General features: G+C 44.1%; 19 protein-coding genes and 1 pseudogene. 10 read left to right on the forward strand and 10 right to left on the reverse strand.

Annotation, left to right across the window (positions count from 1 at the left end; translation table 11 throughout):
- The first annotated feature begins 26 nt into the window (after nt 1–26).
- Complete coding sequence (locus AC622_RS07120) at nt 27–5,633, forward strand: SpaA isopeptide-forming pilin-related protein (RefSeq protein ID WP_156185581.1); 5,607 nt, start codon at nt 27–29, stop codon at nt 5,631–5,633.
- 100 nt (nt 5,634–5,733) lie between these two features.
- Here the strand turns inward: AC622_RS07120 and AC622_RS07125 are convergent, their stop codons facing one another.
- Together AC622_RS07125 and AC622_RS07130 are read right to left on the reverse strand one after the other, a co-directional pair.
- Nucleotides 5,734–6,957, reverse strand: a complete 1,224-nt coding sequence (locus tag AC622_RS07125) for an ISL3 family transposase (protein ID WP_082197057.1) — start codon at nt 6,955–6,957, stop codon at nt 5,734–5,736.
- Between the two features lie 193 nt (nt 6,958–7,150).
- Nucleotides 7,151–7,444 carry a hypothetical protein gene (locus AC622_RS07130; protein WP_049670433.1) on the reverse strand — a complete coding sequence of 98 codons (294 nt, stop codon included), beginning with the start codon at nt 7,442–7,444 and terminating at the stop codon, nt 7,151–7,153.
- 215 nt (nt 7,445–7,659) lie between these two features.
- Between AC622_RS07130 and AC622_RS07135 the strand changes: the two genes are divergently transcribed.
- From AC622_RS07135 to AC622_RS07150, 4 genes are all read left to right on the forward strand, one after another.
- Nucleotides 7,660–9,012 carry a VWA domain-containing protein gene (locus tag AC622_RS07135; protein WP_082197058.1) on the forward strand — a complete coding sequence of 451 codons (1,353 nt, stop codon included), beginning with the start codon at nt 7,660–7,662 and terminating at the stop codon, nt 9,010–9,012.
- A gap of 184 nt (nt 9,013–9,196) precedes the next feature.
- On the forward strand, nt 9,197–9,859 hold the full coding sequence (locus tag AC622_RS07140) for a potassium channel family protein (RefSeq protein WP_049670435.1): 663 nt from the start codon (nt 9,197–9,199) through the stop codon (nt 9,857–9,859).
- A gap of 15 nt (nt 9,860–9,874) precedes the next feature.
- Nucleotides 9,875–11,203 (forward strand): TrkH family potassium uptake protein, encoded by a 1,329-nt coding sequence (locus AC622_RS07145; protein ID WP_049670436.1) that lies wholly within the window; start codon nt 9,875–9,877, stop codon nt 11,201–11,203.
- Between the two features lie 122 nt (nt 11,204–11,325).
- Nucleotides 11,326–11,814, forward strand: a complete 489-nt coding sequence (locus AC622_RS07150) for a pyridoxamine 5'-phosphate oxidase family protein (protein ID WP_049670437.1) — start codon at nt 11,326–11,328, stop codon at nt 11,812–11,814.
- Between the two features lie 64 nt (nt 11,815–11,878).
- On the opposite strand, the pseudogene AC622_RS07155 reads toward AC622_RS07150, so the two are convergent.
- The 3 genes and pseudogenes from AC622_RS07155 to AC622_RS07165 form a co-directional block, all read right to left on the reverse strand.
- Nucleotides 11,879–12,748, reverse strand: a pseudogene (locus AC622_RS07155) (IS3 family transposase); the annotation flags it as partial.
- Complete coding sequence (locus AC622_RS07160; RefSeq protein ID WP_049670439.1) at nt 12,706–13,275, reverse strand: helix-turn-helix domain-containing protein; 570 nt, start codon at nt 13,273–13,275, stop codon at nt 12,706–12,708. The gene AC622_RS07160 and the pseudogene AC622_RS07155, both read right to left, overlap by 43 nt.
- A 166-nt stretch (nt 13,276–13,441) precedes the next feature.
- Entirely contained in the window at nt 13,442–14,623 is a 1,182-nt protein-coding gene (locus AC622_RS07165; protein ID WP_331456703.1) for an ROK family transcriptional regulator, read from the reverse strand.
- A gap of 153 nt (nt 14,624–14,776) precedes the next feature.
- Here AC622_RS07165 and xylA point away from each other — a divergent pair, with 153 nt between their 5' ends.
- The 4 genes from xylA to AC622_RS07185 all read left to right on the forward strand — a co-directional run bounded on the left by xylA (nt 14,777) and on the right by AC622_RS07185 (nt 19,421).
- A complete protein-coding gene (gene xylA, locus AC622_RS07170; protein ID WP_049670441.1) occupies nt 14,777–16,096 on the forward strand; it encodes a xylose isomerase in 1,320 nt (439 codons plus the stop codon).
- A 26-nt stretch (nt 16,097–16,122) separates the two neighbouring features.
- Nucleotides 16,123–17,619, forward strand: coding sequence for a xylulokinase (gene xylB / locus AC622_RS07175; protein WP_049670442.1), 1,497 nt, complete (start codon nt 16,123–16,125; stop codon nt 17,617–17,619).
- 31 nt (nt 17,620–17,650) lie between these two features.
- A complete protein-coding gene (xylE, locus tag AC622_RS07180; RefSeq protein WP_049670443.1) occupies nt 17,651–19,048 on the forward strand; it encodes a D-xylose transporter XylE in 1,398 nt (465 codons plus the stop codon).
- A gap of 169 nt (nt 19,049–19,217) precedes the next feature.
- Nucleotides 19,218–19,421, forward strand: coding sequence for a hypothetical protein (locus tag AC622_RS07185; RefSeq protein WP_049670444.1), 204 nt, complete (start codon nt 19,218–19,220; stop codon nt 19,419–19,421).
- A 106-nt stretch (nt 19,422–19,527) separates the two neighbouring features.
- Here the strand turns inward: AC622_RS07185 and rarD are convergent, their stop codons facing one another.
- Nucleotides 19,528–20,454 carry an EamA family transporter RarD gene (gene rarD, locus AC622_RS07190; protein WP_049670445.1) on the reverse strand — a complete coding sequence of 309 codons (927 nt, stop codon included), beginning with the start codon at nt 20,452–20,454 and terminating at the stop codon, nt 19,528–19,530.
- A 149-nt stretch (nt 20,455–20,603) separates the two neighbouring features.
- Here rarD and AC622_RS07195 point away from each other — a divergent pair, with 149 nt between their 5' ends.
- Nucleotides 20,604–21,386 carry a polysaccharide deacetylase family protein gene (locus AC622_RS07195; protein WP_049670446.1) on the forward strand — a complete coding sequence of 261 codons (783 nt, stop codon included), beginning with the start codon at nt 20,604–20,606 and terminating at the stop codon, nt 21,384–21,386.
- Here the strand turns inward: AC622_RS07195 and AC622_RS07200 are convergent.
- The 4 genes from AC622_RS07200 to AC622_RS07215 all read right to left on the reverse strand — a co-directional run bounded on the left by AC622_RS07200 (nt 21,383) and on the right by AC622_RS07215 (nt 26,015).
- Entirely contained in the window at nt 21,383–22,474 is a 1,092-nt protein-coding gene (locus AC622_RS07200) for a YkvI family membrane protein (RefSeq protein ID WP_049670447.1), read from the reverse strand. The genes AC622_RS07195 and AC622_RS07200 overlap by 4 nt on opposite strands.
- A gap of 198 nt (nt 22,475–22,672) precedes the next feature.
- Nucleotides 22,673–23,737, reverse strand: coding sequence for a YkvI family membrane protein (locus AC622_RS07205; protein WP_049670448.1), 1,065 nt, complete (start codon nt 23,735–23,737; stop codon nt 22,673–22,675).
- Nucleotides 23,738–24,278: 541 nt separating this feature from the next.
- Nucleotides 24,279–25,235: an oxygen-dependent tRNA uridine(34) hydroxylase TrhO gene (gene trhO, locus AC622_RS07210; RefSeq protein ID WP_049670449.1), complete on the reverse strand. Its 957-nt coding sequence runs from the start codon at nt 25,233–25,235 to the stop codon at nt 24,279–24,281.
- Nucleotides 25,236–25,373: 138 nt separating this feature from the next.
- Complete coding sequence (locus AC622_RS07215) at nt 25,374–26,015, reverse strand: TetR/AcrR family transcriptional regulator (protein WP_049670450.1); 642 nt, start codon at nt 26,013–26,015, stop codon at nt 25,374–25,376.
- Nucleotides 26,016–26,198 lie beyond the last annotated feature (183 nt).

Genomic DNA, 26,198 nt, shown 5'->3' on the forward strand with positions numbered 1-26,198 from the left:
CAAAAAGACCTTTGACAGGCAAAGGCTTGGCAGGAGTGGAATTCGGTGTTTACACTAAATCTGGTGATTTAGTTCAGAAAGTTGAAACTGGTAATGGTGGAACAGTGACATTGAGCGGCTTGGCCTACGGTGAGTATTATGCTCAAGAGACACAAGGATTGGCTGGCTATAAAACAGATGACACGAAACACGACTTCACGATTGCGTCTGGAGAAGGAAACGCAGAAGTCACTCTTCAAATCAAAAATAAGGGTGTCGGAAGCGTAACAATCAAAAAGACCGATGAATTAACAGGAGCAACTCTAAAAGGCGTTGTTTTTGAAATTAAACAAGGAGACAAATTAATTGCAGAGTTAACCACAGATAAAGATGGTGCTGCATCCTTGGGTGGATTAGCTTATGGAACATATTCACTTACTGAAAAATCAACAATAGATGGTTATCAACTAAATGTGGATCCAATAATATTTATAATTGACTCGAATAATACCAGTGAGATTATTAAAGTTGATAACATTGGTACAGGACAAGTTATTGTAACAAAAGTTGATTCAGTAACTGGAGATAAGCTTAAAGGTGTCACTTTTGCCATTTATAAAGGTGAAACAAAACTAGATGAGATTGCCACAAATAGTGAAGGCCAATTAATCTTCTCTGGTTTAGCCTATGGTGATTATGTGATTAAGGAAGTAAAGACAATCCCAGGTTATGAACTCGATGATACTGAAATACCGGTAACAATTGATAAAGACAATCAACTTATTAGCAAAGTGATTGGAAATACTGGAGTAGGATCAGCATCAATCCTAAAAATTGATGAAATTACTGAAGAACCGTTAGACGGTGTTATCTTTGATCTTATGAAAGGAGATAAGGTAATTCAAACTGTAGAAACTAAGGACGGTCTTGCGGTATTTGTTGGTTTGGCTCCAGGTTCATACAAAATTGTAGAAAAAAGCACAATTGATGGTTATAAACTTGATCAAACGCCAATTAGCTTCACGATTGGTACAGAGGAAGGTCAAACAAGCTTTGCTCAAACATTTACAAACACGGGTAAAGGAACCATTGACATCACGAAAGTGGATGCGTTGACTGGCCAAGCGTTGGAAGGCGTAGAATTTGGCGTCTACCAAGGTGATAAATTGATCACCTCTGTGAAAACAGACAAAGAAGGTAAAGCAACCTTCACTGGTCTTGCTTATGGCAAGTACGAGTTGAAAGAGATCGCAGCGCCAGAAGGCTATAAGGTGGAAAAAACACCAATTGAGGCGACTGTCGACTCTGAAAATGAAGGTCATACCTTCAAAATTGCGAACACAGGTAAGGGATCCATCGACATCGAGGAAGTGGATGCGTTGACTGGCCAAGCGATGGAAGGCGTAGAATTTGGCGTCTACCAAGGTGATAAATTGATCACCTCTGTGAAAACAGACAAAGAAGGTAAAGCAACTTTCACGGGTCTTGCTTATGGCAAGTACGAGTTGATAGAGATCGCAGCGCCAGAAGGCTACAAAGTAGAAGGAACCCCAATCAAGGTAACGATTAATGCGGATCATGAAAGCCGTGATTACACAATCAAGAATACTGGTAAGGGATCCAGCGACATCGAGAAAGTGGATGCGATGACTGGCCAAGCGTTGGAAGGCGTACAATTTGGCGACTACCAAGGAGATAAATTGATGACCTCTGGGAAAACAGACAAAGAAGGTAAAGCAACTTTCACGGGTCTTGCTTATGGCAAGTACGAGTTGATAGAGATCGCAGCGCCAGAAGGCTACAAAGTAGAAGGAACCCCAATCAAGGTAACGATTAATGCGGATCATGAAAGCCGTGATTACACAATCAAGAATACTGGTAAGGGATCCAGCGACATCGAGAAAGTGGATGCGATGACTGGCCAAGCGTTGGAAGGCGTACAATTTGGCGACTACCAAGGAGATAAATTGATGACCTCTGGGAAAACAGACAAAGAAGGTAAAGCAACTTTCACGGGTCTTGCTTATGGCAAGTACGAGTTGATAGAGATCGCAGCGCCAGAAGGCTACAAAGTAGAAGGAACCCCAATCAAGGTAACGATTAATGCGGATCATGAAAGCCGTGATTACACAATCAAGAATACTGGTAAGGGATCCAGCGACATCGAGAAAGTGGATGCGATGACTGGCCAAGCGTTGGAAGGCGTACAATTTGGCGACTACCAAGGAGATAAATTGATGACCTCTGGGAAAACAGACAAAGAAGGTAAAGCAACTTTCACGGGTCTTGCTTATGGCAAGTACGAGTTGATAGAGATCGCAGCGCCAGAAGGCTACAAAGTAGAAGGAACCCCAATCAAGGTAACGATTAATGCGGATCATGAAAGCCGTGATTACACAATCAAGAATACTGGTAAGGGATCCAGCGACATCGAGAAAGTGGATGCGATGACTGGCCAAGCGTTGGAAGGCGTACAATTTGGCGACTACCAAGGAGATAAATTGATGACCTCTGGGAAAACAGACAAAGAAGGTAAAGCAACTTTCACGGGTCTTGCTTATGGCAAGTACGAGTTGATAGAGATCGCAGCGCCAGAAGGCTACAAAGTAGAAGGAACCCCAATCAAGGTAACGATTAATGCGGATCATGAAAGCCGTGATTACACAATCAAGAATACTGGTAAGGGATCCAGCGACATCGAGAAAGTGGATGCGATGACTGGCCAAGCGTTGGAAGGCGTACAATTTGGCGACTACCAAGGAGATAAATTGATGACCTCTGGGAAAACAGACAAAGAAGGTAAAGCAACTTTCACGGGTCTTGCTTATGGCAAGTACGAGTTGATAGAGATCGCAGCGCCAGAAGGCTACAAAGTAGAAGGAACCCCAATCAAGGTAACGATTAATGCGGATCATGAAAGCCGTGATTACACAATCAAGAATACTGGTAAGGGATCCAGCGACATCGAGAAAGTGGATGCGATGACTGGCCAAGCGTTGGAAGGCGTACAATTTGGCGACTACCAAGGAGATAAATTGATGACCTCTGGGAAAACAGACAAAGAAGGTAAAGCAACTTTCACGGGTCTTGCTTATGGCAAGTACGAGTTGATAGAGATCGCAGCGCCAGAAGGCTACAAAGTAGAAGGAACCCCAATCAAGGTAACGATTAATGCGGATCATGAAAGCCGTGATTACACAATCAAGAATACTGGTAAGGGATCCAGCGACATCGAGAAAGTGGATGCGATGACTGGCCAAGCGTTGGAAGGCGTACAATTTGGCGACTACCAAGGAGATAAATTGATGACCTCTGGGAAAACAGACAAAGAAGGTAAAGCAACTTTCACGGGTCTTGCTTATGGCAAGTACGAGTTGATAGAGATCGCAGCGCCAGAAGGCTACAAAGTAGAAGGAACCCCAATCAAGGTAACGATTAATGCGGATCATGAAAGCCGTGATTACACAATCAAGAATACTGGTAAGGGATCCAGCGACATCGAGAAAGTGGATGCGATGACTGGCCAAGCGTTGGAAGGCGTACAATTTGGCGACTACCAAGGAGATAAATTGATGACCTCTGGGAAAACAGACAAAGAAGGTAAAGCAACTTTCACGGGTCTTGCTTATGGCAAGTACGAGTTGATAGAGATCGCAGCGCCAGAAGGCTACAAAGTAGAAGGAACCCCAATCAAGGTAACGATTAATGCGGATCATGAAAGCCGTGATTACACAATCAAGAATACTGGTAAGGGATCCAGCGACATCGAGAAAGTGGATGCGATGACTGGCCAAGCGTTGGAAGGCGTACAATTTGGCGACTACCAAGGAGATAAATTGATGACCTCTGGGAAAACAGACAAAGAAGGTAAAGCAACTTTCACGGGTCTTGCTTATGGCAAGTACGAGTTGATAGAGATCGCAGCGCCAGAAGGCTACAAAGTAGAAGGAACCCCAATCAAGGTAACGATTAATGCGGATCATGAAAGCCGTGATTACACAATCAAGAATACTGGTAAGGGATCCAGCGACATCGAGAAAGTGGATGCGATGACTGGCCAAGCGTTGGAAGGCGTACAATTTGGCGACTACCAAGGAGATAAATTGATGACCTCTGGGAAAACAGACAAAGAAGGTAAAGCAACTTTCACGGGTCTTGCTTATGGCAAGTACGAGTTGAAAGAGATCGCAGCGCCAGAAGGCTATAAGGTGGAAAAAACACCAATTGAGGTGACTGTCGACTCTGAAAATGAAGGTCATACCTTCAAAATTGAGAACACAGGTAAAGGATCCATTGATATCACAAAAGTAGACCAATTAACAGAAAAACCACTTGAAGGAGTTATTTTCGGAATCTATCAAGGAGAAACTTTGATTACGAAAGTGACAACTAATGAAAAAGGACAAGCAACAGTTTCTGGTCTTGCTTATGGCGACTATCAATTGAAAGAAATCGAAACAATTGATGGGTACAAAGTAGATGGAACACCGGTCAGCTTCACAGTGAAGGCTGAAAATGAATCACAAGAATTTACTATCCATAATAGTGGAGTAGGTTCTGTTGCGATTAATAAGGTAGATTCCGAAACTGGAAAAGCATTGGCTGGAGCTGAATTCACGATTTATCTAGGGGAAGACGAATTAATGACTGTTACGACGGATGAAGAAGGTCAAGCAGTGATGAAAGGTCTTGCTTATGGTGAGTATACATTAGTTGAAACAAAAGCTCCTGAAGGTTATCTCCTTGAAGAGGAAACAGAGTGGGCTGTAAAGATTGATAAAGATCATCCGGTTATTCAGAAAACAATCGAAAACACAAAAGAAAATCCTAGCCTAACAGTTGAAAAAACTACTGATAAAACAAACTATGAACAAGGTGAAACCGTCAACTATACGATCAAGGTAACCAACAATGGTAACATTGATTTGAACGGATTGACACTTGAAGATGTCTTCTCTAAAGACGGAGACTCTACAATCGATCAATTATCAGTGGAAGGCTATGAAGGCGCATTTGATTTAGCTGCTGGACAAACTGAAACATTCCATGCATCCTATGTGATTCCGGAATCTGATCTCGGTGACACAGTTTATACAAATGCCGTCACAGTGAAAAATGATGATGTTACCGAAGAAGACGAAGTAACCATCGTCGTTGATCCGACTTATGGATTTGAAATCAACAAAACAGCCGACAAAGATGAAGTGAAAGTGGGCGAAACCATCACTTACACCATCGATGTCACCAACACAGGCAATAAAGCGTTGACTGACATCAACGTCGTCGACGAAATGGTCGGTCTTGACGAAGTCATCAGCCAGATTGAGGTTGGGGAAACGAAAACATTCACCGTTACTCATAAAGCAACTGCAGAGGATATCGGTGAATTAACCAACGTTGCGGTAGCGAAGGTAACCATGGATGGTGAGGAAATCGTCCATGAAGCCGAAGCAACTGTAACGGTTCATGAAGTGAAAGCAGCGGTTGTGGATAAAGAAGAACCAACTGTTGCGAAAAAGATCGTGGCGGCTGTGACGGATTTCGTTAATCCGAAAACAGGCCAAGATGTCGTCAACATCTTCTTGGCATTAGCCGTGTTCATGCTTGCCGGTTTCGGTTTATATTACACTAGAAAAAAACATAAACATGAATGAAACTGGTAAGTGAGAAAGGATGGCGCTGAGTGTTCAGCCGCCATCCTTTCTTTTTTGGTTCTTTTTCAAGTGTTGGGGTAGAGTCTTTTTGCTCTACCCCTTATCCTAATGAATCGCCGATGTTTTTATATTGATGATGGAGAAGGATTCTCGCGCGGAATCGGGTGAAATTCCGATAGCCAAATCCATTCCGTTTCATGACCGTTGTCAAATTGTTTAAGCCTTCCACAAACCCATTCGAGTAATTGAACTCGAAGCGATTTAAGATTTCTCTTTCCCAGTTTCGATACGTTTGGACTGTCTTGATCAATTCAGGAATGCCACTCTCTTCTACCTTCTGATAGAACTTGCGAAGTTCTTTCTGCGTCTCCACAATCCCATTTTCTCCATTTTCTTTTGCCTTATAAAACCACGTATAAAAGGCTTCCTTGAGCTCATACGCTTTCTGGAGCTCAGGGGAAAAGCTGAAGTATCGCTGAAGAAGCCATTGGTCTTTCTCCGTTAATTTATGAGCAGCTTTATGAAAGATATAGCGGGCTTTCTTGCATTTCTTTCGGTCATATTCATGCCACCTGGCCTGTTCCCTCACTCGAACCCGATCCAGTGCCCAATTCATATATCGCACAAAGTGAAAGCTATCCGCCACAATGATGGGACGATCCAACGCCTGTTGAACCGCCGCTTTAAAGGCCTGGCTCATGTCCATGACCACCACTTTCACCTTCGCGCCGTATTGGCGCAAATAGTCCTTGATGGTGTCCTTTCGCCGATTTGGTAGGATGTCAATTGGCTCGCGAGTCTCGGCATTTGCGATGATGAGCTGGTACTTTTCCTTGCCTGTATTCCCCTTGAATTCATCAATGGCAATCACTTCTGGTAAGGCTGACTTCCCCTTCATGGAGGACGGGACAATGGCATCAAACCGCCGGATGATGGTACTGACGGATGTGTGGTATTGAGCGGCGATTTCCTTGAATGTCTTCGCTTTGACGGCTCGTATTTGTACTTGTTGGTTCCATTCTTTTGAGAAGCGTTGATACCGATCGACAAACGGATTCTGTTCGGCAAACCTTTTCCCGCATTGACAGGCATACCGGCGTTTACGATACTGGAGAATCGTTGGTCGTTCCGCCATTTTCAGATGTCGAACGGACTGGATGCGATAATCATGAACCTTCCCTGTTTTCTCGCCGCATCTTGGACAAATATGCGGGGTCAGGGGCATCTCCACGGTCATTTCAAAAACACCATGATCATTTACCTTGGACTTTATCACCTTAACGTCTTCTAAACCTGGCAATGTTATGTTAAAATTCAAGAGCACACATCTCCTTTTCGACTTGTTTCTCGACAATTCAAGTATAAGAAAAGTGGAGCATGTGTGCTCTTTTTTTATGTCCGTTTTTTGTGGACACCCCAACATTTAGTATAGAACCCTTTTTTCCTTATCAACAAAAAAGAGCGGAGAGAACTCCGCCTGATGATTTAATCTGGTTATTGTATGTGTATAAGGGATGTTAATTGAGTGTCCTGCAGTTATTCAATTCTTTCTTGAAGGATGCAAATAGCTCTTCATCCCCGAGTGAGAGGGCTAGGTTCATCAAATCTAGATAATCGTCAGATGTTAGGTCTGTTTCATCCATTGCGTGCAATGCAGTAAAATGAAATTTCCGTGTTCGTAGATTGTAGTAAGGCTTCTCGAAATATACAGTTGCGATCTCTTTGCCAGCATCGACCTTGGCAACTGTGCCCTCTACCATTTCGTTTTCTTCTTTAACATAGACTCGGTCACCAACTTTGAATGTTTTCATGATTCTCAACATCCTTTATGTCGAATTTGGTCGAACTTTATATATATATCTTTACCCTTTTTTTAGCAAAACTAATCTTTCAAGTATGATTCTTGTACATAAGAAATTGGTCCTATTTTATCCTTTCATCTCAATCTTTCCAGGTTTTCACTTGAGGATTTGGAAATGAAAAGGATATATTGAACCATATAGAATATGTGGTGAAAGGGGATAAGATGAAGAGATTAATAGGCTCTTTCATGGTGATATGTTGCATGGTTCTGCTGTTTGGCTGTTCAGGGGTGGAGAAAGAATCTAGTGAGAAAGAAAAGGCAGCCAGCAGTGAGCCGCAAGAGCAAAAGGAGAAGAAGGAGACTGTTCCGGATGCTCCCGTTTATAATGTGCATGATATTGTCAGCCAGACCGGAAAGTTTCCGCTGAATGACATTCGTTCAGATGACCAGATAAAGGAGCAATTCGATGAAGAGCTGAAGAAGCTTCCTGAAGGAATGACAGGAAAAGAGGCTTATAATCGGGTTATTCCGCTGATGGCCTATGATTATCGAGAGCAGGCGAAGGGGTTTGAGGAGATTGATCCCTATATTGAATTGGATTCCTCCTTTGATGATCAAATTGATATTCCTGAGCTTGAGGAGGTGAATGTGGCTATCCTCCTTGATGCGAGCGGGAGTATGAGGGCGCCTGTTTCTGGCGGCGAGAAGATGGTCCTGGCGAAGAAGGCCATTCAGCAATATGCGGAGGATCTTCCGGATGGCTCTAATCTGATGCTTCAAGTATATGGTCATAAAGGAACAGGGGACGATGCGGATAAAGAGCTTTCATGCACCTCCCATGAAGTCGTCTATCCGCTTCAAGCCTATGATAAGAAGAAATTCACTGCGGCACTCGATCAGTTCGAGCCGGCTGGATGGACGCCGATTGCCGGGGCGCTGAAGCATGCGGAGGAGAAGCTGTTGAAATCAGAGGGGGAGAACACGCGCAATGTGATCTATCTGGTTAGTGATGGTGTTGAGACATGTGATGATAATCCGGTCGCAGCGGCTAAGAGCCTGAAGGATTCAGAGGTTGCGACAGAGGTGAACATCATTGGTTTTGATGTGGATGATGAAGGGCAGAAGCAATTGAAGGAGGTCGCTGAGGCAGGCGGCGGGGTCTATACCTCGGTTTATTCAGAGGATGAGTTGAATGATTACCTACAAAAGGAGTACTCGCGCCTTTATATGGATTATGTCCAATGGAGCAAAAGCAGCTATATGGACCTGTACAGCCATACAACGAATTTTGCGATTGAACTCCCTTGGACCACAACAGGACTCACCACAGAGGCCAATTCAGAGAATCAATTCCTAAGCAGCGTGGCCTCCCTCCTTGATGAAGAGAGGAAATTTGCGAATACGGAGGAGCGGCAAGCCTTTATCGACCTGACTGATAGAAGGATGGAAGCTATTCAAACCTATTATAGACAGGAAAGCGACCGGAAACGGAAAATACATGATGAAATGTCCGATAAATATGAGCAAATTATTGAAGAGACAGAGAAGATAGTAAAGGGAAAAACGGGGAAATAGGGTGGAAGCCAGGTTAGATAATCTAATCTGGCTTTTTGCTTATGTTTTATTGTAAAACTGCTATTTGTGAAATCTTTGTGGATGTTAATTTCCCAAAATGTAGGGTGCGGTATTCATCAACGAAATGGTATTAGAATAAATTAATTTTATTTCAATATACTAATAAGAATAGGAAGTGTTGATAATGGGTTCAAAAATACAGTACGCAGTCATCGGACTAGGCCGATTCGGTGGAGCGGTAACAAGAGAATTGTTCAATATGGGACATGAGGTTTTGGCCATTGATATAAATGAAGACCTAGTTCGGGAATATTCCTCCTGTTCCACACATGCCATGATTGCCAACACAACAGATGAAGCGACGATGAAGGCGCTTGGAATCAAGAACTTCAATTATGTCATTGTTGCAATCGGTGATGATATTCAGGCTAGCATTCTGACGACGTTGATCTTGAAGGAGATAGGTGTAGAGAATGTATGGGTGAAAGCCCAGAATGAGTATCATCACAAGGTGCTTGAGAAAATTGGGGCAGACCGCATCATTCATCCGGAGAAGGATATGGGTGTGCGCATTGCCCAACATCTTATCTCGCAGCATATTATTGACTATATTGCTCTATCAGAAGAGCATAGCATGATGGAGATTATGGCGACCGACAAGCTTGCTGGGAAAACCCTTGTTGAGGTCAATATTCGTCAGCGATACAGATGCACGGTTGTCGCCATTTGGCGGAATTCCGACTTAATTATGACACCGCTTCCTGATGAAGTGATTCAAAAGGGGGATGTCTTGATGATGATAGGCAAGAAATCAGCTCTCACTAAATTTAGTGAAATAGAACTATAGCTCGGGGGAATATCCATGAATCACAGCAAGTGGGAAACCATCCAACTCACACCTCCTCAAGTTCTGGCGCTGGGGTTTGCGCTCGTCATTCTTTTGGGAACGGTGCTCTTAAAGCTGCCGATTTCAACGAAGGTGGAAATCTCTTGGATGGACGCCTTTTTTACAGCCGCATCCGCAACAACGGTGACCGGCTTAAGTGTGATTAATATAGGGACAACACTTTCTGTATTTGGGGAATGTGTCATGATTGTGATGATGCAGATTGGAGGACTTGGCTTGATGACGTTTGCCATCTTTGTCCTGATCCTTCTCGGTAAGAAAATCGGGCTTAAAGAAAGGCTCATTGTGCAAGAGTCATTTAACCAAACCTCCATTGGGGGAGTCATTCGTTTGGTGAAGATTTTATTTATTTTCACGATAGCCGTTGAGCTTGCCGGGACTGTCATCCTTTCGCTGAAATGGATACCAGTGTATGGGGCTGTGAGAGGAGTGTTCTATAGTTTATTCCATTCCGTCTCAGCCTTCAATAATGCGGGTTTTTCCTTATTTTCCGATAATTTGATGGGTTATTCGCATGATGGCCTTGTTAACTTGGTTATCACGCTGTTGATTATCACGGGAGGACTGGGGTTTACCGTATTGGTTGATCTGGCAAATAAACGAAACTTCAAGAACTTAAAGCTCCATTCCAAAATCATGCTCATCGGGACATTTGTATTGAATGTGACAGCCATTCTGTTTTTGTTCCTCCTTGAATATTCGAATGAGGCGACCATTGGCTCTATGCCGCTTGGAGAGAAGCTGTGGGTGTCGTATTTTCAAGGGATTTCCCCGCGTACGGCTGGATTTAATACGATTGATATTGGCGGGATGACGGATGGATCGCTTCTTCTCATCATGCTTCTCATGTTTATTGGGGCAGGCAGTGCATCTACCGGTTCTGGAATCAAGGTGACAACCTTTATCGTCATTGTCTGGTCTGTGTTTGCCTACATACGTGGACGGAAGGAGCCGGTCATGTTTGAGCGGACAATCCATCAGACGGTTGTTTTTAAGTCATTGGCGGTGATGATGATTGGGCTTTTCTTTGTCTTTTTGACCGCTTTTCTGCTGACCGTCACCGAGGATGCATCATTATCCATGATTCTCTTTGAGTCCTTCTCGGCCTTTGGGACAGTGGGGCTTTCCATGGGACTGACGCCTGACTTATCAAATGCCGGCAGGCTCTTGATCATTATTCTCATGTTTATTGGACGGATTGGTCCGCTCACATTGGCCTTCTCCTTCGCCAGAACAAGGACAGCAAAAATCCGCTATCCGGAGGAAGATATTTTTATCGGATAATCTGACAGTCAAAGCAATTTGCTTGGCTGTTTTTTATGCTCGAAAATGATAAGTCCTAATAAAAGGATTAAGAGGAAAATGCAAGGGTAATATACGTATAAACGATAAGGGAGGATGAGATGATGAACAACCAATATAATCAAGAAGAAATTGAAAAACTGAGAGATTTAATTAAAGATATCGATACAGCCATGTTTACAACAAGCACACCGGAAGGTCTGATTTCACGCCCGATGATGACGCAGGAAGTCGAATTCGATGGGGATCTCTGGTTCTTTACCATGAAGGATACCGAAAAATACCGTGAGATTCTGCATGAAAGTGACGTGAATGTTTCCTATGCGGGTAAATCCTATGTCTCTGTCAGCGGTAAAGTAGAAGTAGTAGAGGATATGGATAAGAAACGCGAGCTTTGGAATAAAGCCTATGAGAAGATGCTGGACACCTCCTATGATGACCCAAACGTTGTCTTGCTCAAGGTAAATGTCCGGTCGGCAGAATATTGGGAAACAGGAAGCGTGACGAAGAATGCTGTCAACCTATTCAAGAAAATGACAGGCAACGATGAAACTGACCCAGCAGATATGAATAAAACCATAAAGTTTCAATAAATAAATGAAAAAGGGGCCGTGCTCACCTCAGAGGGTAGTGACCCCTAAAAGTTAGAATGTTTTATTAAGCAGCTGATTGGCTGGTTTGAGTTCGGTATTGTACGGGACTTAAACCGGCCAATTTTTGCTTAATGCGTTCATTGTTATAGTAATCGATGTACTCTTCGATCTTTTGTTTTAGCTCATCATATGAGACTAATTTTTCCCCATAATACATCTCCTGTTTTAAAATCCCAAAGAAGTTTTCCATCGCCGCATTATCTGCACAAGTGGCCTTTCTCGACATACTCTGAAAAATGTTATTCTGCCTCAATGTATGGACCCATTTGTTGTGCTGGTAATGCCATCCCTGATCTGAATGGATGGTAGTTCGAAAGTTCGCTTCCTTTTTAATGACTTCTAATGCTTGATTTAGTGGTTCTATAACGAAATTTAATGTTGGTCTTTTTGACATTCCAAACGAGATGATTTCGCCATTGTATAAATCTAGAATAGGGCTTAAGTAGAGCTTCTCTTCTCCAACACATTTAAATTCAGTCACATCTGTGACGAGTTTCTGTAGACGAATAGGCGTATGGAACCTGCGGTTCAACCGATTTTTGGCTATCCTGCCTACTTGACCTTTATAGGAGTTATAGCGAGATTTACGGGTGAATTTGACACACTTTAAGCCTAACTCCTTCATAATTCGCTGAACCTTTTTATGATTGATGACATAACCTTGTGTTCGTAATGCCAAATAAATGCGACGGTATCCGTATTTTCCCTCGTGCTTCTGAAAAAGTTCTGAAATGATGGTCGTCCATCCTTTATCAGGGTCTTCTTTCTTCAGTTGTTGGATGTGATAATGATACGTTGATTCAGGAATACCAACTACTCCAAGTACATCTTTTAATCGGAATCCTTCTTCTTTGAGCCCGAATGCCAGTGCTGCTTGTGCTTTGCGAGGAAGGCATCCGGATTCTCCTGAAAAGCTTTTAACTTTTTTAAATAAGCGTTCTCTAAACGAAGAAGTTCATTTTCACGTTCTAATTGTTCTTCACGAGATAATGATTTCGCTTGCTTTCCTCTTTCTGATTTCGCCTTTCGATTTTTAGACATAGGAGGCCGTCCTTTCGCTTTTTCTATCAGGCCTTCGATACCTTCTTCCGAAAATTTTCTGTTCCAAGTCGCAATCAAGCTAGGATTATTTAGTTTAAATCTAATCGCTGTATCTTGGTAAGAAGCACCTGTTTGTTTCATAAAGTGTAATACATCGATTTTAAATTGAACAGGAATAACTTGTTTGGACTGTTTTCTTCGCAATCCATCTTCTCCAAAGGCTTCATAAGCACGTACCCAGCGTTGGATTTGTGAATGACTGGGTATGCCGTGTTTTTTCGCCAACGATACACTTCCTAAAGAACCTTCTAAATACTCTTTGACAACTTTTAATTTAAATTCCTCACTATATTTCCCCATATAAAAACACCCCAAAAGTTAGCTTTTTTACTCTAACTTTTGGGGTGCAGCACCGAGCCGGCCACTTTTTTGCACCCAAAAAAATCCCTCCAAGCCCTGGTGGGGAGGAGGGTTCCAAAGAATGGAGAATGCTGCGATGACTGTTACATCATATATATCGACGGTTTTAGTATGCATTTACACTTTTTTTGTGTAAATCAATGGATAAAAAATGTTCTGCCCCATGTGCGGCTGCCCCTAATGCGGCGGAATAGACTGATAGATTGGAAAAAACAATCTGCAAATCAGTTTGGTTGTTTTTCAGGCTTCGTTCCTTTACGTTTGCCAGAATGGATTCTATCAGCAAATCTTTCGCCATTGCGAGCCGATTGCCGATGATGATCTTCTCAGGATTAAAGGTATTGGCGATATTCGTCATCCCAATTCCGAGAAAGGTTCCGACCTCCTCAAATAGAGGCTTCGTTTGGCGATTGGTGTCACATAACTCAATCAAATCCTCAAGGGAGAGGTCTTCTTGATTTGGATGGATGGCCTCTGCCTTTGTCAGCAGGGCGCGCTCTGAGGCGTATAATTCCCAGCAGCCCTTATTCCCGCATGGACAAGGAAGTCCGTCATATTGAATGGACATATGGCCCATTTCACCAGATATCCCGTTTGCCCCCTTAAAGAGCTGCCCATTCAAGATAAATCCAGCCCCAATCCCAATTCCGGCACTGACATAGACCATATTGTCGCAATCCTGGCCGGCACCGAGGATTTTTTCGGCATAAGCCCCTGCGTTAGCCTCGTTCTCAATAATGACGGGAATGGAGAAGGCTGCCTCGATTTCCTTCCTGAGATTCTTGTACTCCCAGCCAAGGTTCGGGGCAAGCAGGATATCTCCCTCATTATCCACAATTCCAGGAATCCCAATCCCGATTCCGACGACGCCATAAGGGCTTTCTGGAACGGATTGATGAAGGTCCTTGATCATAGAGATGATTCTTCCGACAGCTGCTTGATAATCCTTGTTGTCTGTTTTCTGTTTCTCCTTACGTATGATATCGCCATTTAACGTAGTTAAGATGCCTAGTATGTAATTGACGCCGACATCGATGCCAATCGTATAGCCGGCCCGGTCATTAAACAGAAGCATGACAGGTCTTCTGCCGCCGCTTGATTCCCCAGGACCTGATTCTACACATAACTTCTCCTCAAGCAATTCGTTCACTAAGGAGGAGATGGTGCCTTTCGTCAACCCGAGTGTTTGGGATAAGTCGGCTCGTGAGATTGGTGCTTTATCACGTATGGCTTGCAGGATGATTTGTTTATTGTTCAGCTTAACGACTTGCTGATTCCACTTCATCATTTCCTCTCCTTCATATACTCGCTACTCTTATTTATACCATAAGTGCAACGATTTGAAAAACTTTGTTTATTCGTTAGACAAACAAAGTTTTCCATGCTACAATTTCCTTGTGAGTTGTAAACGATTACATAGATTTTCAAGGAGGAAGAAATGATGAGCTATTTCTCAAATGTACAGAAGATTCAATATGAAGGGCCAAACAGTCAAAATGATTTTTCATTCCGTTATTATAATCCGAACGAGCAAGTAAATGGTCAGACGATGGAGGAACTGCTTCGTTTCGCTGTGTCTTATTGGCATACCTTTACGGCTGAGGGCACCGATCCATTCGGTCAGGCAACAATGAAGAGACCATACAACCATTTAACTGGATTAGATCTTGCGAAGGCACGTGTCGAAGCATCATTTGAATTCTACGAAAAATTGCAGGCGCCATTCTTCTGCTTCCATGATGTCGATATTGCACCGGAAGGAACATCCTTAGCTGAGACGAACAAGAATCTTGATGTGATTGTTGCCATGATCAAGGATTATATGAAGACGAGCAAAACAAAGCTTCTTTGGAACACGGCGAATATGTTCTCTCATCCTCGCTGGGTGCATGGTGCAGGTACAGCCCCGAATGCAGATGTGTTTGCCTATGCAGCAGCTAAGGTGAAGAAGGGTCTTGAAGTCGGTAAAGAGCTTGGTGCGCAGAACTATGTGTTCTGGGGCGGTCGTGAAGGCTATGAGACTTTATTAAATACAAATATGAAGCTCGAACTCGATAATCTGGCACGCTTGTTCCATATGGCGGTTGATTACGCGAAAGAAATCGGCTTTGATGCCCAGTTCTTGATTGAGCCAAAACCGAAGGAGCCGACAAAGCACCAATATGATTATGATGTGGCGACAGCTCTATCATTCTTGCAGGCTTATGATTTAGCTGATTCCTTTAAGTTTAATATAGAAGCAAACCATGCAACCTTGGCTGGCCATACATTCGAGCATGAATTACGCGTTGCGCGCATTCATGGCATGCTAGGTTCTGTGGATGCAAACCAAGGGGATCCGCTTCTTGGCTGGGATACGGACGAATTCCCAACAGACTTGTACTCTACGACATTAGCGATGTATGAAATTATTAAGAACGGCGGACTTGGCAGAGGCGGTCTGAACTTTGATGCGAAGGTAAGAAGGGGCTCCTTTGATCCGGAAGATTTATTCCACGCTCATATTGCCGGTATGGACAGCTTCGCGATTGGTGCCAAGGTTGCTCAGAAACTAATTGATGACAAGGTTCTTGAGAATTTCATTGATAACCGTTACAGCAGCTTCAAAGATGGAATCGGCCTTGAAATCGTTGAAGGAAAAGCTGATTTGAAATCATTGGAGCAGTATGCACTCGGTCTTGGCGAAATCAAAAATCAATCCGGCAGACAGGAACAACTAAGAGCCATCGTTAATTCTTACTTACTTGATATTCTTCGCTAATGGACAAGGCAGGAGGGAGCCGGACAATGAAGTACGTAATTGGAATCGATCTTGGAACGAGCTCGGTCAAGGCCTTGCTTGTCAATGAACTTGGAGAGGTTTCTTTAGAGGTATCAAAGCCTTATCCTCTTTATCATCCAAAGCCGGGATATAGCGAGCAATCGCCGGAGGATTGGGTAAAGCAGACGAAAGAGGCACTGGCTGAGCTTATCGAGCGTTTTGACGGCGAGCCTGGCGATATAGCCGGAATCAGCTTTTCCGGGCAGATGCACGGACTTGTTCTCCTTGATGAGGAGTATGAGGTTCTCCGCCCGGCCATCCTCTGGAATGATACAAGAACGACAAAGCAATGTGAGGAAATCTACGAGACGGCAGGGAAGGAGAGAATTCTCTCCATTACGAAAAACCCTGCTTTGGAGGGATTCACCCTGCCGAAGCTTCTCTGGGTGAAGGAGCATGAACCAGCACTGTTTGAGAAGGCAGCGGTGTTTATGCTGCCAAAGGATTATGTCCGTTTCAAAATGACCGGCACGATTCACAGTGAATATTCCGATGCGGCTGGTACGCTGCTGCTGGATGTGCCGAATAAGAAGTGGAGCAAGGAGATTTGTGGGATCTTCGGGATAAAGGAAAGTCTCTGTCCGCCATTACTGGAATCTCACGGGCTTGCCGGTACATTGACTGCCGCTTTCGCAGCAAGCACTGGGCTCTCACCTGAAACGAAGGTGTTCGCCGGTGGAGCGGATAATGCGTGCGGCGCCATTGGAGCGAATATCCTTGCAAAAGGCGCAACCCTATGCAGCATCGGTACTTCCGGAGTCATTCTTTCCTATGAGGCAGAGAAGGATCTTGATTTCGGCGGAGTCGTCCATTATTTCAATCATGGGAAGGAAGATGCCTTCTATACAATGGGGGTAACTTTATCCGCCGGTCACTCGCTCAGCTGGTTCAAGGAGCAGTTTGCCAAAGAGGAGACGATGGAGCAATTGCTTGAAGGTGTAGGAGACATTCCGCCTGGAGCACATGGACTTCTCTTTGCTCCATACTTAACAGGTGAGCGGACGCCGCATCCGGATGCGATGATTCGTGCAAGCTTCATCGGCCTTGATGCGACACATACGAGAACAGATTTGGCTCGGGCTGTCATGGAGGGCATCACGTTCTCTCTGAATGAATCGATTGAGATTTTCCGGGAGAAGGGAAAAGAAATCGATACCATCGTCTCCATTGGCGGAGGAGCCAAGAATCCCGCATGGCTGCAAATGCAGGCCGATATCTTCCAGGCTAAAGTCGTGACCTTGAGAGGAGAGCAGGGACCTGCGCTTGGAGCGGCTATTCTGGCTGCCTATGGAAGCGGGATCTTTGCCAGCTTAGAGGAATGTGCAAAAGTGTTCACCTCCTATAAGGATGAGTATGTCCCAAATCCTGAAAGGTCGGAACAATACCGCAAGCTATATGCGCTCTATCAGAAGGTTTACCCGCAAACGAGGGAATTGTGTAAGGGGTTAATGGAATTTCGTTAAGGTTCAGGCAGAATAAAGGGGATGGACAATCATGAAGGAAAAACGAAATTTAGGCTATATCATTACGATTACGATGGTTGCCGCGCTCGGCGGATTGCTTTTCGGATATGACACAGCTGTCATATCCGGGGCTGAGCGCTCTTTAGAGGTATATTTCATTGAAAGCCTTGGGCTCAGCTCATTCATCCATGGTGTCACAACGTCCAGCGCCTTGATTGGCTGTATTATCGGAGGGATCATTTCCGGGTATTTTTCCCGTCAATTCGGCCGGAAGAATTCCTTGATCTTTGCAGCAATCCTTTTCACTCTATCAGCGCTGGGTTCAGCTTATCCGGAATTCTTATTCTTCACAAAAGGGGAACCGAGCATTTCGCTTTTGCTGATGTTTAATGTGTACCGGATTATCGGAGGAATCGGCGTCGGTCTTGCTTCAGCAGTCGTACCGATGTACATAGGGGAGATTGCGCCGGCAGATATACGCGGCCGTTTAGTCTCCTTCAACCAATTCGCCATCATCTTTGGGATGCTGGTCGTTTATTTCGTCAATTATTTGATCGCGAGCGGACAAACAGTTGCCTGGATCAATGATATTGGCTGGCGTTATATGTTTGCCTCAGAGGCTGTGCCAGCCATTCTGTTCGGCTTGCTTTTATTCTTTGTTCCGGAGACACCGCGCTATCTCGCTCTTAAGAAGAAGGACAGCCAAGCATTATCTGTTCTGACGAAGATTAATGGAGCGAAGGCAGCTAAAGGCATTCTTGCCGACATTAAAGGAACCCTTGGAACCAATGCTGCTCGGGGAAAATTATTTGCCTATGGCAAGCTGGTCATTATCATCGGAATCCTGCTGTCTGTATTCCAGCAATTTGTCGGAATCAATGTGGCACTTTATTATGCACCAAGAATCTTTGAAAGCATGGGTGCGGCAAAGGATGCCTCAATGCTGCAAACCATCGTCATGGGATTGGTTAATGTTATCTTCACCATCCTCGCTATCATGACGGTGGACAAGTGGGGAAGAAAGCCGCTCTTGATCGTCGGGTCCATTGGGATGGCGATTGGGATGTTTGGTGTAGCGTCTCTTGCTTATTTTGAAATCATAGGGGTTTCTACCCTTGTGTTCATTATTATCTATACAGCGTCCTTTATGATGTCATGGGGACCAATCTGCTGGGTGCTCATTTCAGAGATCTTCCCGAATAAGATTCGCGGGCAAGCAGTAGCCATTGCGGTAGCGGCCCAATGGGCAGCCAATTATTTCATCTCATCCACGTATCCGATGATGATGGAATACAGCGGAGCGATGACATATGGCTTCTACGGCGTTATGAGTGTTCTTTCTGCCCTTTTCGTCTGGAAATGGGTGCCGGAAACAAAAGGCAAGACACTCGAGGATATGGATGCACTTTGGCGCAGACGCGTCAGCTGACAATTTGGAACTCTTCAAAGGCAGTTATATCCTGCTTTTGGAGAGTTTTCTTTCTTCTCCCTTTCAATCTAACAATTTTAATAGACAAGAGAGAGGTAAGGTGATATTGTGATATAATGTTTTAGCAGATAAAAATTCCTGGTCATCCAGGTGGAGTGATAGGTGAAAAATGGATACAACAAACAAGAAAAATGATGTAGTGAAAGGAAACGAAGGCACAACCAAGGCATTTGACATACAAGCTGCCTTGAGAGAATTGTTTAGCGTGCGAATGATTCAGCGTTTGAAGCTGTGCGGATTCATCGCAGGGAGAATCTGGGTACGTTTGAGCATACCAGGTCTTCTGAAATTATTTATTACACGAATCCATTAAGCCTCCCTGAATCGGGCACCATTCGAGAAAAGCATCTGCTCACGGATGCTTATTTATTTTTTTGCATAAAGGCGGCGGACAGAATGCACTGTCCGCCGCTGTTTATTTATAGGGAATGATGAGCCTTGATCTCATATTGAGTGATTTTCTTCTGTCTTTTGGCATATAGGATATTGCTCGTTGTGTAGATGATAAGGGCAATCCAAATGCTTAGGAAGGATCCCCATTCAAAAGCGGTCAATGTCTCTCCGTAAATGGAAACGGCGACAATCAGCATAAGAGTCGGCGCTAAATATTGCAGGAATCCGAGCATTACATAGCTGATTTGTTTGGCGGCTGAAGAAAAGAGAAGAAGCGGTACGACCGTAACAAGTCCGCCCCCAATCGCTACCGCATTCAAGCCCGACCCGTAGCCCATGAAGGCATGTTCGGCAAAAAAGAGCAAATAAATGAGTGCGAACGGGGATATGATTAAGGTTTCAATGGTCAATCCTGTCCATGTGCTCACAGAGACCTTCTTCTTGATCAGCCCGTATAAACTGAACGTAATCGCCAGGCTGATAGCCGCCCATGGGACAGCCCCTTGACTGATGGATAAAAGGACCACCCCGATTGCTGCAATGACGACTGCAACCATCTCACCTGAGCGCAGCCGTTCCTTCAACAGCAGCATCGCAAACACAATATTGACGAGCGGGTTTATGTAATAGCCAAGACTGGCGGATAAAATATGATTGCCGTTAACCGAAAAAATGAACAGGAACCAGTTGATTGATATGAGCAAAGTGGCCGCTGTCATGGCCAAAAGAGTTCTCGGCTGCCGAGTAATCTGACGGAGCTCGGTCATGACACTTTTCCACCTGCCAAAGATGGCAATCAGTACGACCATGAACACAAAGGACCAAATCATACGATGCGCCAATATCTCCACAGCATCGATCTCCCCGGCAAGCTTCCAATACATCGGCAGGATTCCCCAAATGAAATAGGAGCCTGCACCAATCCATATCCCAATCTTCTTTTCTCTCTCCATAAGCACGCTTCTTTCTGTAAGTTCTCGTATTAAGTTGAACTCATTATACTCCTGTTTCCTGAATTAGGAAACTTTACAGTCTTATGAATGCGCTTGTTTAGTATGAGTCATTTTGCGTATGCTAAAAGCAAAAAATGGAGGACGTACCTTTGAAAAGAATCTGTGGACTTCTTATCTTACTGACGATATTTATGCCGGTGAATGCACAGGCTGCAGAGAAGATTCCCATTCTCGTTTATCATTCCATCGCTGAATATAAAGGGCATGGAGACCAAGAATTATATGTCGCACCGGATGTTTTTGAAAAACAGGTCCTGTATTTGCGTGAGCATGGCTTTACCCCGCTTACCTTCGAGGATTGGGGGAAATTGGATAAAGTCGAGAAGCCAATCTTCCTCACCTTTGATGATGGATACAAAAATAATCTGCAGGCATTTGCTGTTTTTCAAAAGCTGCAAACAAACGATTTTCTGCCAAAAGGGACCTTCTTTGTTATATCGGATTTTATCGGCCGCAAGAACCGGTTATCGGAAAACGACTTGAAAAGGCTCGCTTCCTCTAATCTCATATCAGTTCAATCCCACACAGCGACCCATCCGGATTTGACGAAGACAGAGAATCTGGAGGATGAATTAAAGGGCTCGAAGGAAACCATTGAGCAAATTACGAGCAAGCCGGTGGTTGCTCTTTCTTATCCGTTTGGCAGTTTTAATGAGCGAGTGATTCGTGAGACAAGGAAAGTGTATGAGTTCGGCCTGACGACTACACCAGAGTATTATATGCTTGGTGGAAAGAAAGAAGAAAACGCTGAATTGCCAAGGCTGTATGTGACAGGCTCCATGTCGATGGATGAATTCGCTGATTTAGTCGAAGGGAAAAGAAAAAAGGCACCGGGATTTTCCCAGCGCCTTCTAAATCGTATAGATGATTAATCCAGTTTCTGCGGGTGAACTGGTATGGAGCCAATCGGCAGCGGGGCATGGTGAGTGGAGCGGATCCATGACCATGTAACCGAAGCGAGCAGTACGAAGCCGACATAGCCCATAATTGGATAGACTGTGTTCACTAATGTTGTAAACCCGGCAAAGCTGAGTGCAAACCCGATGAGACCGACTGCACTTACGGAGATACCGAAATAGCGTCCTTGCGGTACAAAGCGGACAGTAAAGGAATAAAACATGCCGACACATGTATTATAGATCATGGCCAATAGAATGATGGATAACAGGTGCCCGACAATCGGGGAGATGTTGTTAGCCAAATAAAGGGTCGGCATGTCCATCTTTTGAGTGACGGCAAAGTTGGTCATCATTCCTGCATTGATAAGAAGGAGCAGCACTCCAAGAAGGATGCCTCCGATAATGCCCCCGACACCAGCTTGCTTCTTATCCTTGAAGGTTCCGCCGATGACAGAGAGCATTGAGAAACCAACGGCAACATTAAAGGATACATACAGGAGTCCGCTCATCATCCAGTTGGAGGCGGAAGCCTTCGTGACGTCTGCATAACGATTTACCTCATCTGGATTAATACCATTCTTCATGAGGGCATAAGCGACAATCACAATAACGATTATGAGCAGGAATGGAGTAATGGAGCTGATAATCCCGATAATCCGTTCAATCTTCAACAGCATCGTCAATACGGTGATGATGGTCATTCCTAAGGCACCGATAAATGCAGGGATGCCGAATTGCTGCTCAACAATGGAGCCCGCCCCGGCAATCATGATGACGCCAACGCCAAATAAGAAGAACGATAACACGATATCAAGCGCATTTCCAAGAACGCGGCCGCAAAGGACCGTAATAATTTCTTTATGAGATGTGGCTTGCAGATGGCTGCTCAGCTGGGCAACCTGCATACCGATAAATGCGAACAGGACAGTAGATAATAGAATCGCAGGAATGCTGTACATCCCGAAGTTAGTGAAGAACTGCAGGATTTCCTGCCCGGAGCCAAATCCGGCGCCAACAATGACCCCGACAAAAGCTCCAGCTAAATAGATGCTTTTTTTCATATGTAAGATACCTCTTTTTTTGCCTGAAATCACGGAGATTTCAGATTATTAATATTACTATACTAGCATAATTCAGAACTGCTGAATATAGGGAAAGGCTTATCTATAGGGTAAAGTAATTTTATGGAAATTGAAAGCAAAAAGGGTTAAGCGAAATTAGGAAGGGGGAGGGACATGGTTTTCCATGTCCCGCGGTTCTTATTTCTTTTCCACTTCTTTTAATGGTTTCATCTTGATGAATGCGATAATCAGGACGGTTATTAAAAGCAGTCCCATATAGCCGAATAACGGGTAGAAGAAGGAGACCAATTGTTTGAAGCCGAAGAAGCTGGCACCAAAGGCAATTATCAAGGCGCCGATGACAAACCAATTAAACTTCTTTGTTTTCGGTGTAAAGAAGCGGGTTCCAAAAGAGAAGAACATACTGACGGCTGAATTGAAAATCATCCCGAACAAAATGATGGAGTAGATGATACCGAAAATAGGCGATATAAGATTGGCCAATCCAAGTGACGGCATATCATAATCACCGACCACATCCACCTTGGAGAGAATGGCCAAGTGGTGAATCACAATCAAGATACCGACACCGACACCGCCGAGCATCCCTCCAAATGAAGCAATCCGCTCCTTAGATTCATCTCCTCCCATCACGAGTGTCATGGAGGCGCCCATCGTGATGGCGAGTGAAACATAATTGATGACGGAAGTGAACCAATGACCAGTAGCAGAAGGCTGCTCCCTCGCAATAGCGTCCAGCTCCATGAAGGAATAATCCTTCGTAGCCACACTGTAAACAAACAGGAACACGACCCCTAAGATGAGAAAAGGGGTAATGGAGGCGATGATTTTCACGACTCGATCCACGTTGGAGAGGATGGAAATCAATACGAGAACGGTCATAAGAATGATCCCGACATAGGATGGCAGCCCAAATTGCTGCGCAAAAATAGAGCCTGATCCGGAAATCATCACAACCCCAATACCGAAAAGGATAAAGACGAGGATGGCATCAATCACAAATCCTAAAAATCGTCCGCTGATCTGATAAATAACTTCCTTATGGGAATCAGTCTCAAGCCTGCTGCCAATCTTCGTTAAGACCATTCCTAAATACCCGAATAATACGATGGAAAGGGCAGCACCGATTGTTCCCATCATGCCAAAGCTTGTGAAATACTGCAGAATTTCTTGCCCAGATGCGAAGCCTGCACCGATAATAATCCCGATGAAGGCACTGGCAATTTTAATACTGTTCTTCATGTAGCCTCCTATCAATTGTTGTTGAATATTTGAGAGATTCCACGACCAAATACCCATGCGAGAAATCCTCCCTTTTTGCAAATACCCCTAAATAATAGAAAATAATCCTTTTTGACCCAAAAGGAGTGGAATGTATGTTTTCGTGAAATATGGTATGAAAGGAAGCATGATTGATGCAGACATAAAGGAGATCTAACAGGGAAGAAGAGGAGAGTTCGGCCATAAGTCCTGACTATCGCCCTTACCATGGGAGTTTCGCCCATAAACTGAACTCTTTCGCCCTTAAACGAGTGGAAATCGCCCTTAAACCAAGAAAACGGGGAAATCCTCATTAAAAAAGAAGGCTGTTTCATGCTGGAATAACAGAAATAGACAAGCTAAAGTATTTTTTAAGGAAATCGAACTTTTCAAGGTATTTCTCTGCAAAAATACCCTTAATTACGCTGTTTTGATTTTGGGGGAATCACGAGGAGTCAATAGATAAAAAGAAAGAAGCAGAAACGTTGTTTCCAACATTCCTGCTTCTTTAGAATCATGCTGTTCAGCTGACAGATGATGTTTCAAGCTTAGCTAGGCGTTCCTTTACTTCCTCATCCGTTAATCCATGCTCGACAATATAGCGGTTGCGTGGATGTGTGCGGCATTCGTGGCTGCAGCTGCGCATATATTTATGCTCATTCTCTTCACTGCAGAGGATTTGGTCATTGCACTCAGGGTTGGCGCAATTCACGTAGCGTTCGCAAGGTTCTCCTGTGAAGAAGTCACGGCCTACGACGACATGCTCGACTTGGTTGATTGGCACGGCAATCCGTTCGTCGAAGACATACATTTGTCCGTCCCATAGCTGGCCTTTTACCTCTGGGTCCTTCCCGTAAGTGGCGATGCCTCCATGAAGCTGGCCGACATCCTCGAAGCCTTCACGCACGAGCCAGCCGGAGAATTTCTCACAGCGGATTCCGCCTGTGCAGTAGGTCAGGATTTTCTTGCCTTCAAACATGTCTTTGTTATCACGCACCCATTGCGGAAGCTCACGGAAATTGCGGATATCCGGTTTGATGGAGCCGCGGAAATGGCCAAGCTCATATTCATAATCATTCCGTGCATCCAGGACAATTGTGTTCTCATCCTGCAAGCCTTCAAAGAATTCCTTCGGGCTTAAATATCGTCCAGTCAATTCATTCGGATTGATGTCATCCTCTAAGCTTAAATTGACAAGCTCCGGACGCGGGCGCACGTGCATTTTCTTAAATGCGTGTCCGTCTGCTTCATCGATCTTAAAGACGATATCCTTGAAGCGCGGGTCGTTTTGCATCTTCTCCATATAGGCCTGTGTCTGCTCGTAATCCCCGGACACGGTACCGTTTATGCCTTCATTGGCGACGAGGATTCGGCCCTTTAGGCCAATCTCCTTACAAAAGGCCAAATGCTCCGCTGCAAATTCTACCGGCTCCTCAATGGGAGTGTAGTAATAATACAGCAATACTCTGTACTTACTCATGTGTTCTTACCACCCTAAATTTATATTTGCAAGATATACGTATTAAAAAGGTGATTTTTCAGATACTGTTCTCTTACAAAAGAATATTATAGCAGGGATTAGTAAATTGTACTAATTCGGCAACTTATTGGTAATGAGTCAAGGCTTTAAATAATCAAGGAAGATGCGTTTCATGATGACTAATTGCTCCTCAGACGTTATTTCAGGCGCCGGCAAATCCTCATTTCCTTTCAGAGAAAGCTTAAAGGTGAATACAGAGAAATTACTCAGAATCGTCGATATGATTTGGGCAGCACGCAACTCTTGCTTGATCGTACCGTCATTCTTGCGGGTTTCAATCATTCGAGTAAACACGATGGATATTTCATCCCGCATTTCATTGTACATATTCAGGTCATCAAATGAATCGATTGCGACGGCTTTATAGTTGACGAAATTATCGAGCAGCTTCGGCATGGCACCGTCTTGCTCGGCCATTTGGTCGATAAAGAAATCCATGACAGCCGTCATCATCTCCATGCAGGTGGAGGTACATTCCTCAATCTCCTTTAGGGCACCCAATAGGATGCGGAGCTTTGCCGTCGCCACCTCCTGGATAATGAGCTCCTTCTTCGGAAAGTACCGGAAAAGGGTGGCAATTCCAATCTCAGCCTCCTTCGCAATCTCATCCATCGTTGTATTGTCGATTCCTTGGTGGAGGAATAAGTTTTCTGCCGCTTTCAATATGGTTTCTCTTCGTTTCTTCTTAGCTCGTTCTCTATTGCTTAAATGGCTGGGCATTCCTCAATCACCTCATAAATAAATAGAAAGATGGCATCTTTATTCCATCGTTTCAACCTTATCATAAACTCGAGTTTTTCGAAAATAAACAAATGTAAGCGAATTAATTTACAAGTGTATGAATTCTCTGGTAGGATGTTTATAAAGTGATAGTGACACTATCATTTTTATCAAAAAATCTAT

The organism is Bacillus sp. FJAT-27916, assembly GCF_001183965.1.
Taxonomy (GTDB): Bacteria; Bacillota; Bacilli; order Bacillales; family Pradoshiaceae; genus Pradoshia.

Bases quoted from the DNA above. Each gene is read 5' to 3' on its own strand.
- AC622_RS07130 (WP_049670433.1), bottom strand. From the start codon at position 7,444: ATGAAAACATTCAAAGTTGGTGACCGAGTCTATGTTAAAGAAGAAAAC.
- AC622_RS07135 (WP_082197058.1), top strand. From the start codon at position 7,660: ATGAAGAGATTAATAGGCTCTTTCATGGTGATATGTTGCATGGTTCTG.
- AC622_RS07140 (WP_049670435.1), top strand. From the start codon at position 9,197: ATGGGTTCAAAAATACAGTACGCAGTCATCGGACTAGGCCGATTCGGT.
- AC622_RS07145 (WP_049670436.1), top strand. From the start codon at position 9,875: ATGAATCACAGCAAGTGGGAAACCATCCAACTCACACCTCCTCAAGTT.
- AC622_RS07150 (WP_049670437.1), top strand. From the start codon at position 11,326: ATGAACAACCAATATAATCAAGAAGAAATTGAAAAACTGAGAGATTTA.
- AC622_RS07160 (WP_049670439.1), bottom strand. From the start codon at position 13,275: ATGGGGAAATATAGTGAGGAATTTAAATTAAAAGTTGTCAAAGAGTAT.
- AC622_RS07165 (WP_331456703.1), bottom strand. From the start codon at position 14,623: ATGATGAAGTGGAATCAGCAAGTCGTTAAGCTGAACAATAAACAAATC.
- xylA (WP_049670441.1), top strand. From the start codon at position 14,777: ATGAGCTATTTCTCAAATGTACAGAAGATTCAATATGAAGGGCCAAAC.
- xylB (WP_049670442.1), top strand. From the start codon at position 16,123: ATGAAGTACGTAATTGGAATCGATCTTGGAACGAGCTCGGTCAAGGCC.
- xylE (WP_049670443.1), top strand. From the start codon at position 17,651: ATGAAGGAAAAACGAAATTTAGGCTATATCATTACGATTACGATGGTT.
- AC622_RS07185 (WP_049670444.1), top strand. From the start codon at position 19,218: ATGGATACAACAAACAAGAAAAATGATGTAGTGAAAGGAAACGAAGGC.
- rarD (WP_049670445.1), bottom strand. From the start codon at position 20,454: ATGGAGAGAGAAAAGAAGATTGGGATATGGATTGGTGCAGGCTCCTAT.
- AC622_RS07200 (WP_049670447.1), bottom strand. From the start codon at position 22,474: ATGAAAAAAAGCATCTATTTAGCTGGAGCTTTTGTCGGGGTCATTGTT.
- AC622_RS07205 (WP_049670448.1), bottom strand. From the start codon at position 23,737: ATGAAGAACAGTATTAAAATTGCCAGTGCCTTCATCGGGATTATTATC.
- trhO (WP_049670449.1), bottom strand. From the start codon at position 25,235: ATGAGTAAGTACAGAGTATTGCTGTATTATTACTACACTCCCATTGAG.
- AC622_RS07215 (WP_049670450.1), bottom strand. From the start codon at position 26,015: ATGCCCAGCCATTTAAGCAATAGAGAACGAGCTAAGAAGAAACGAAGA.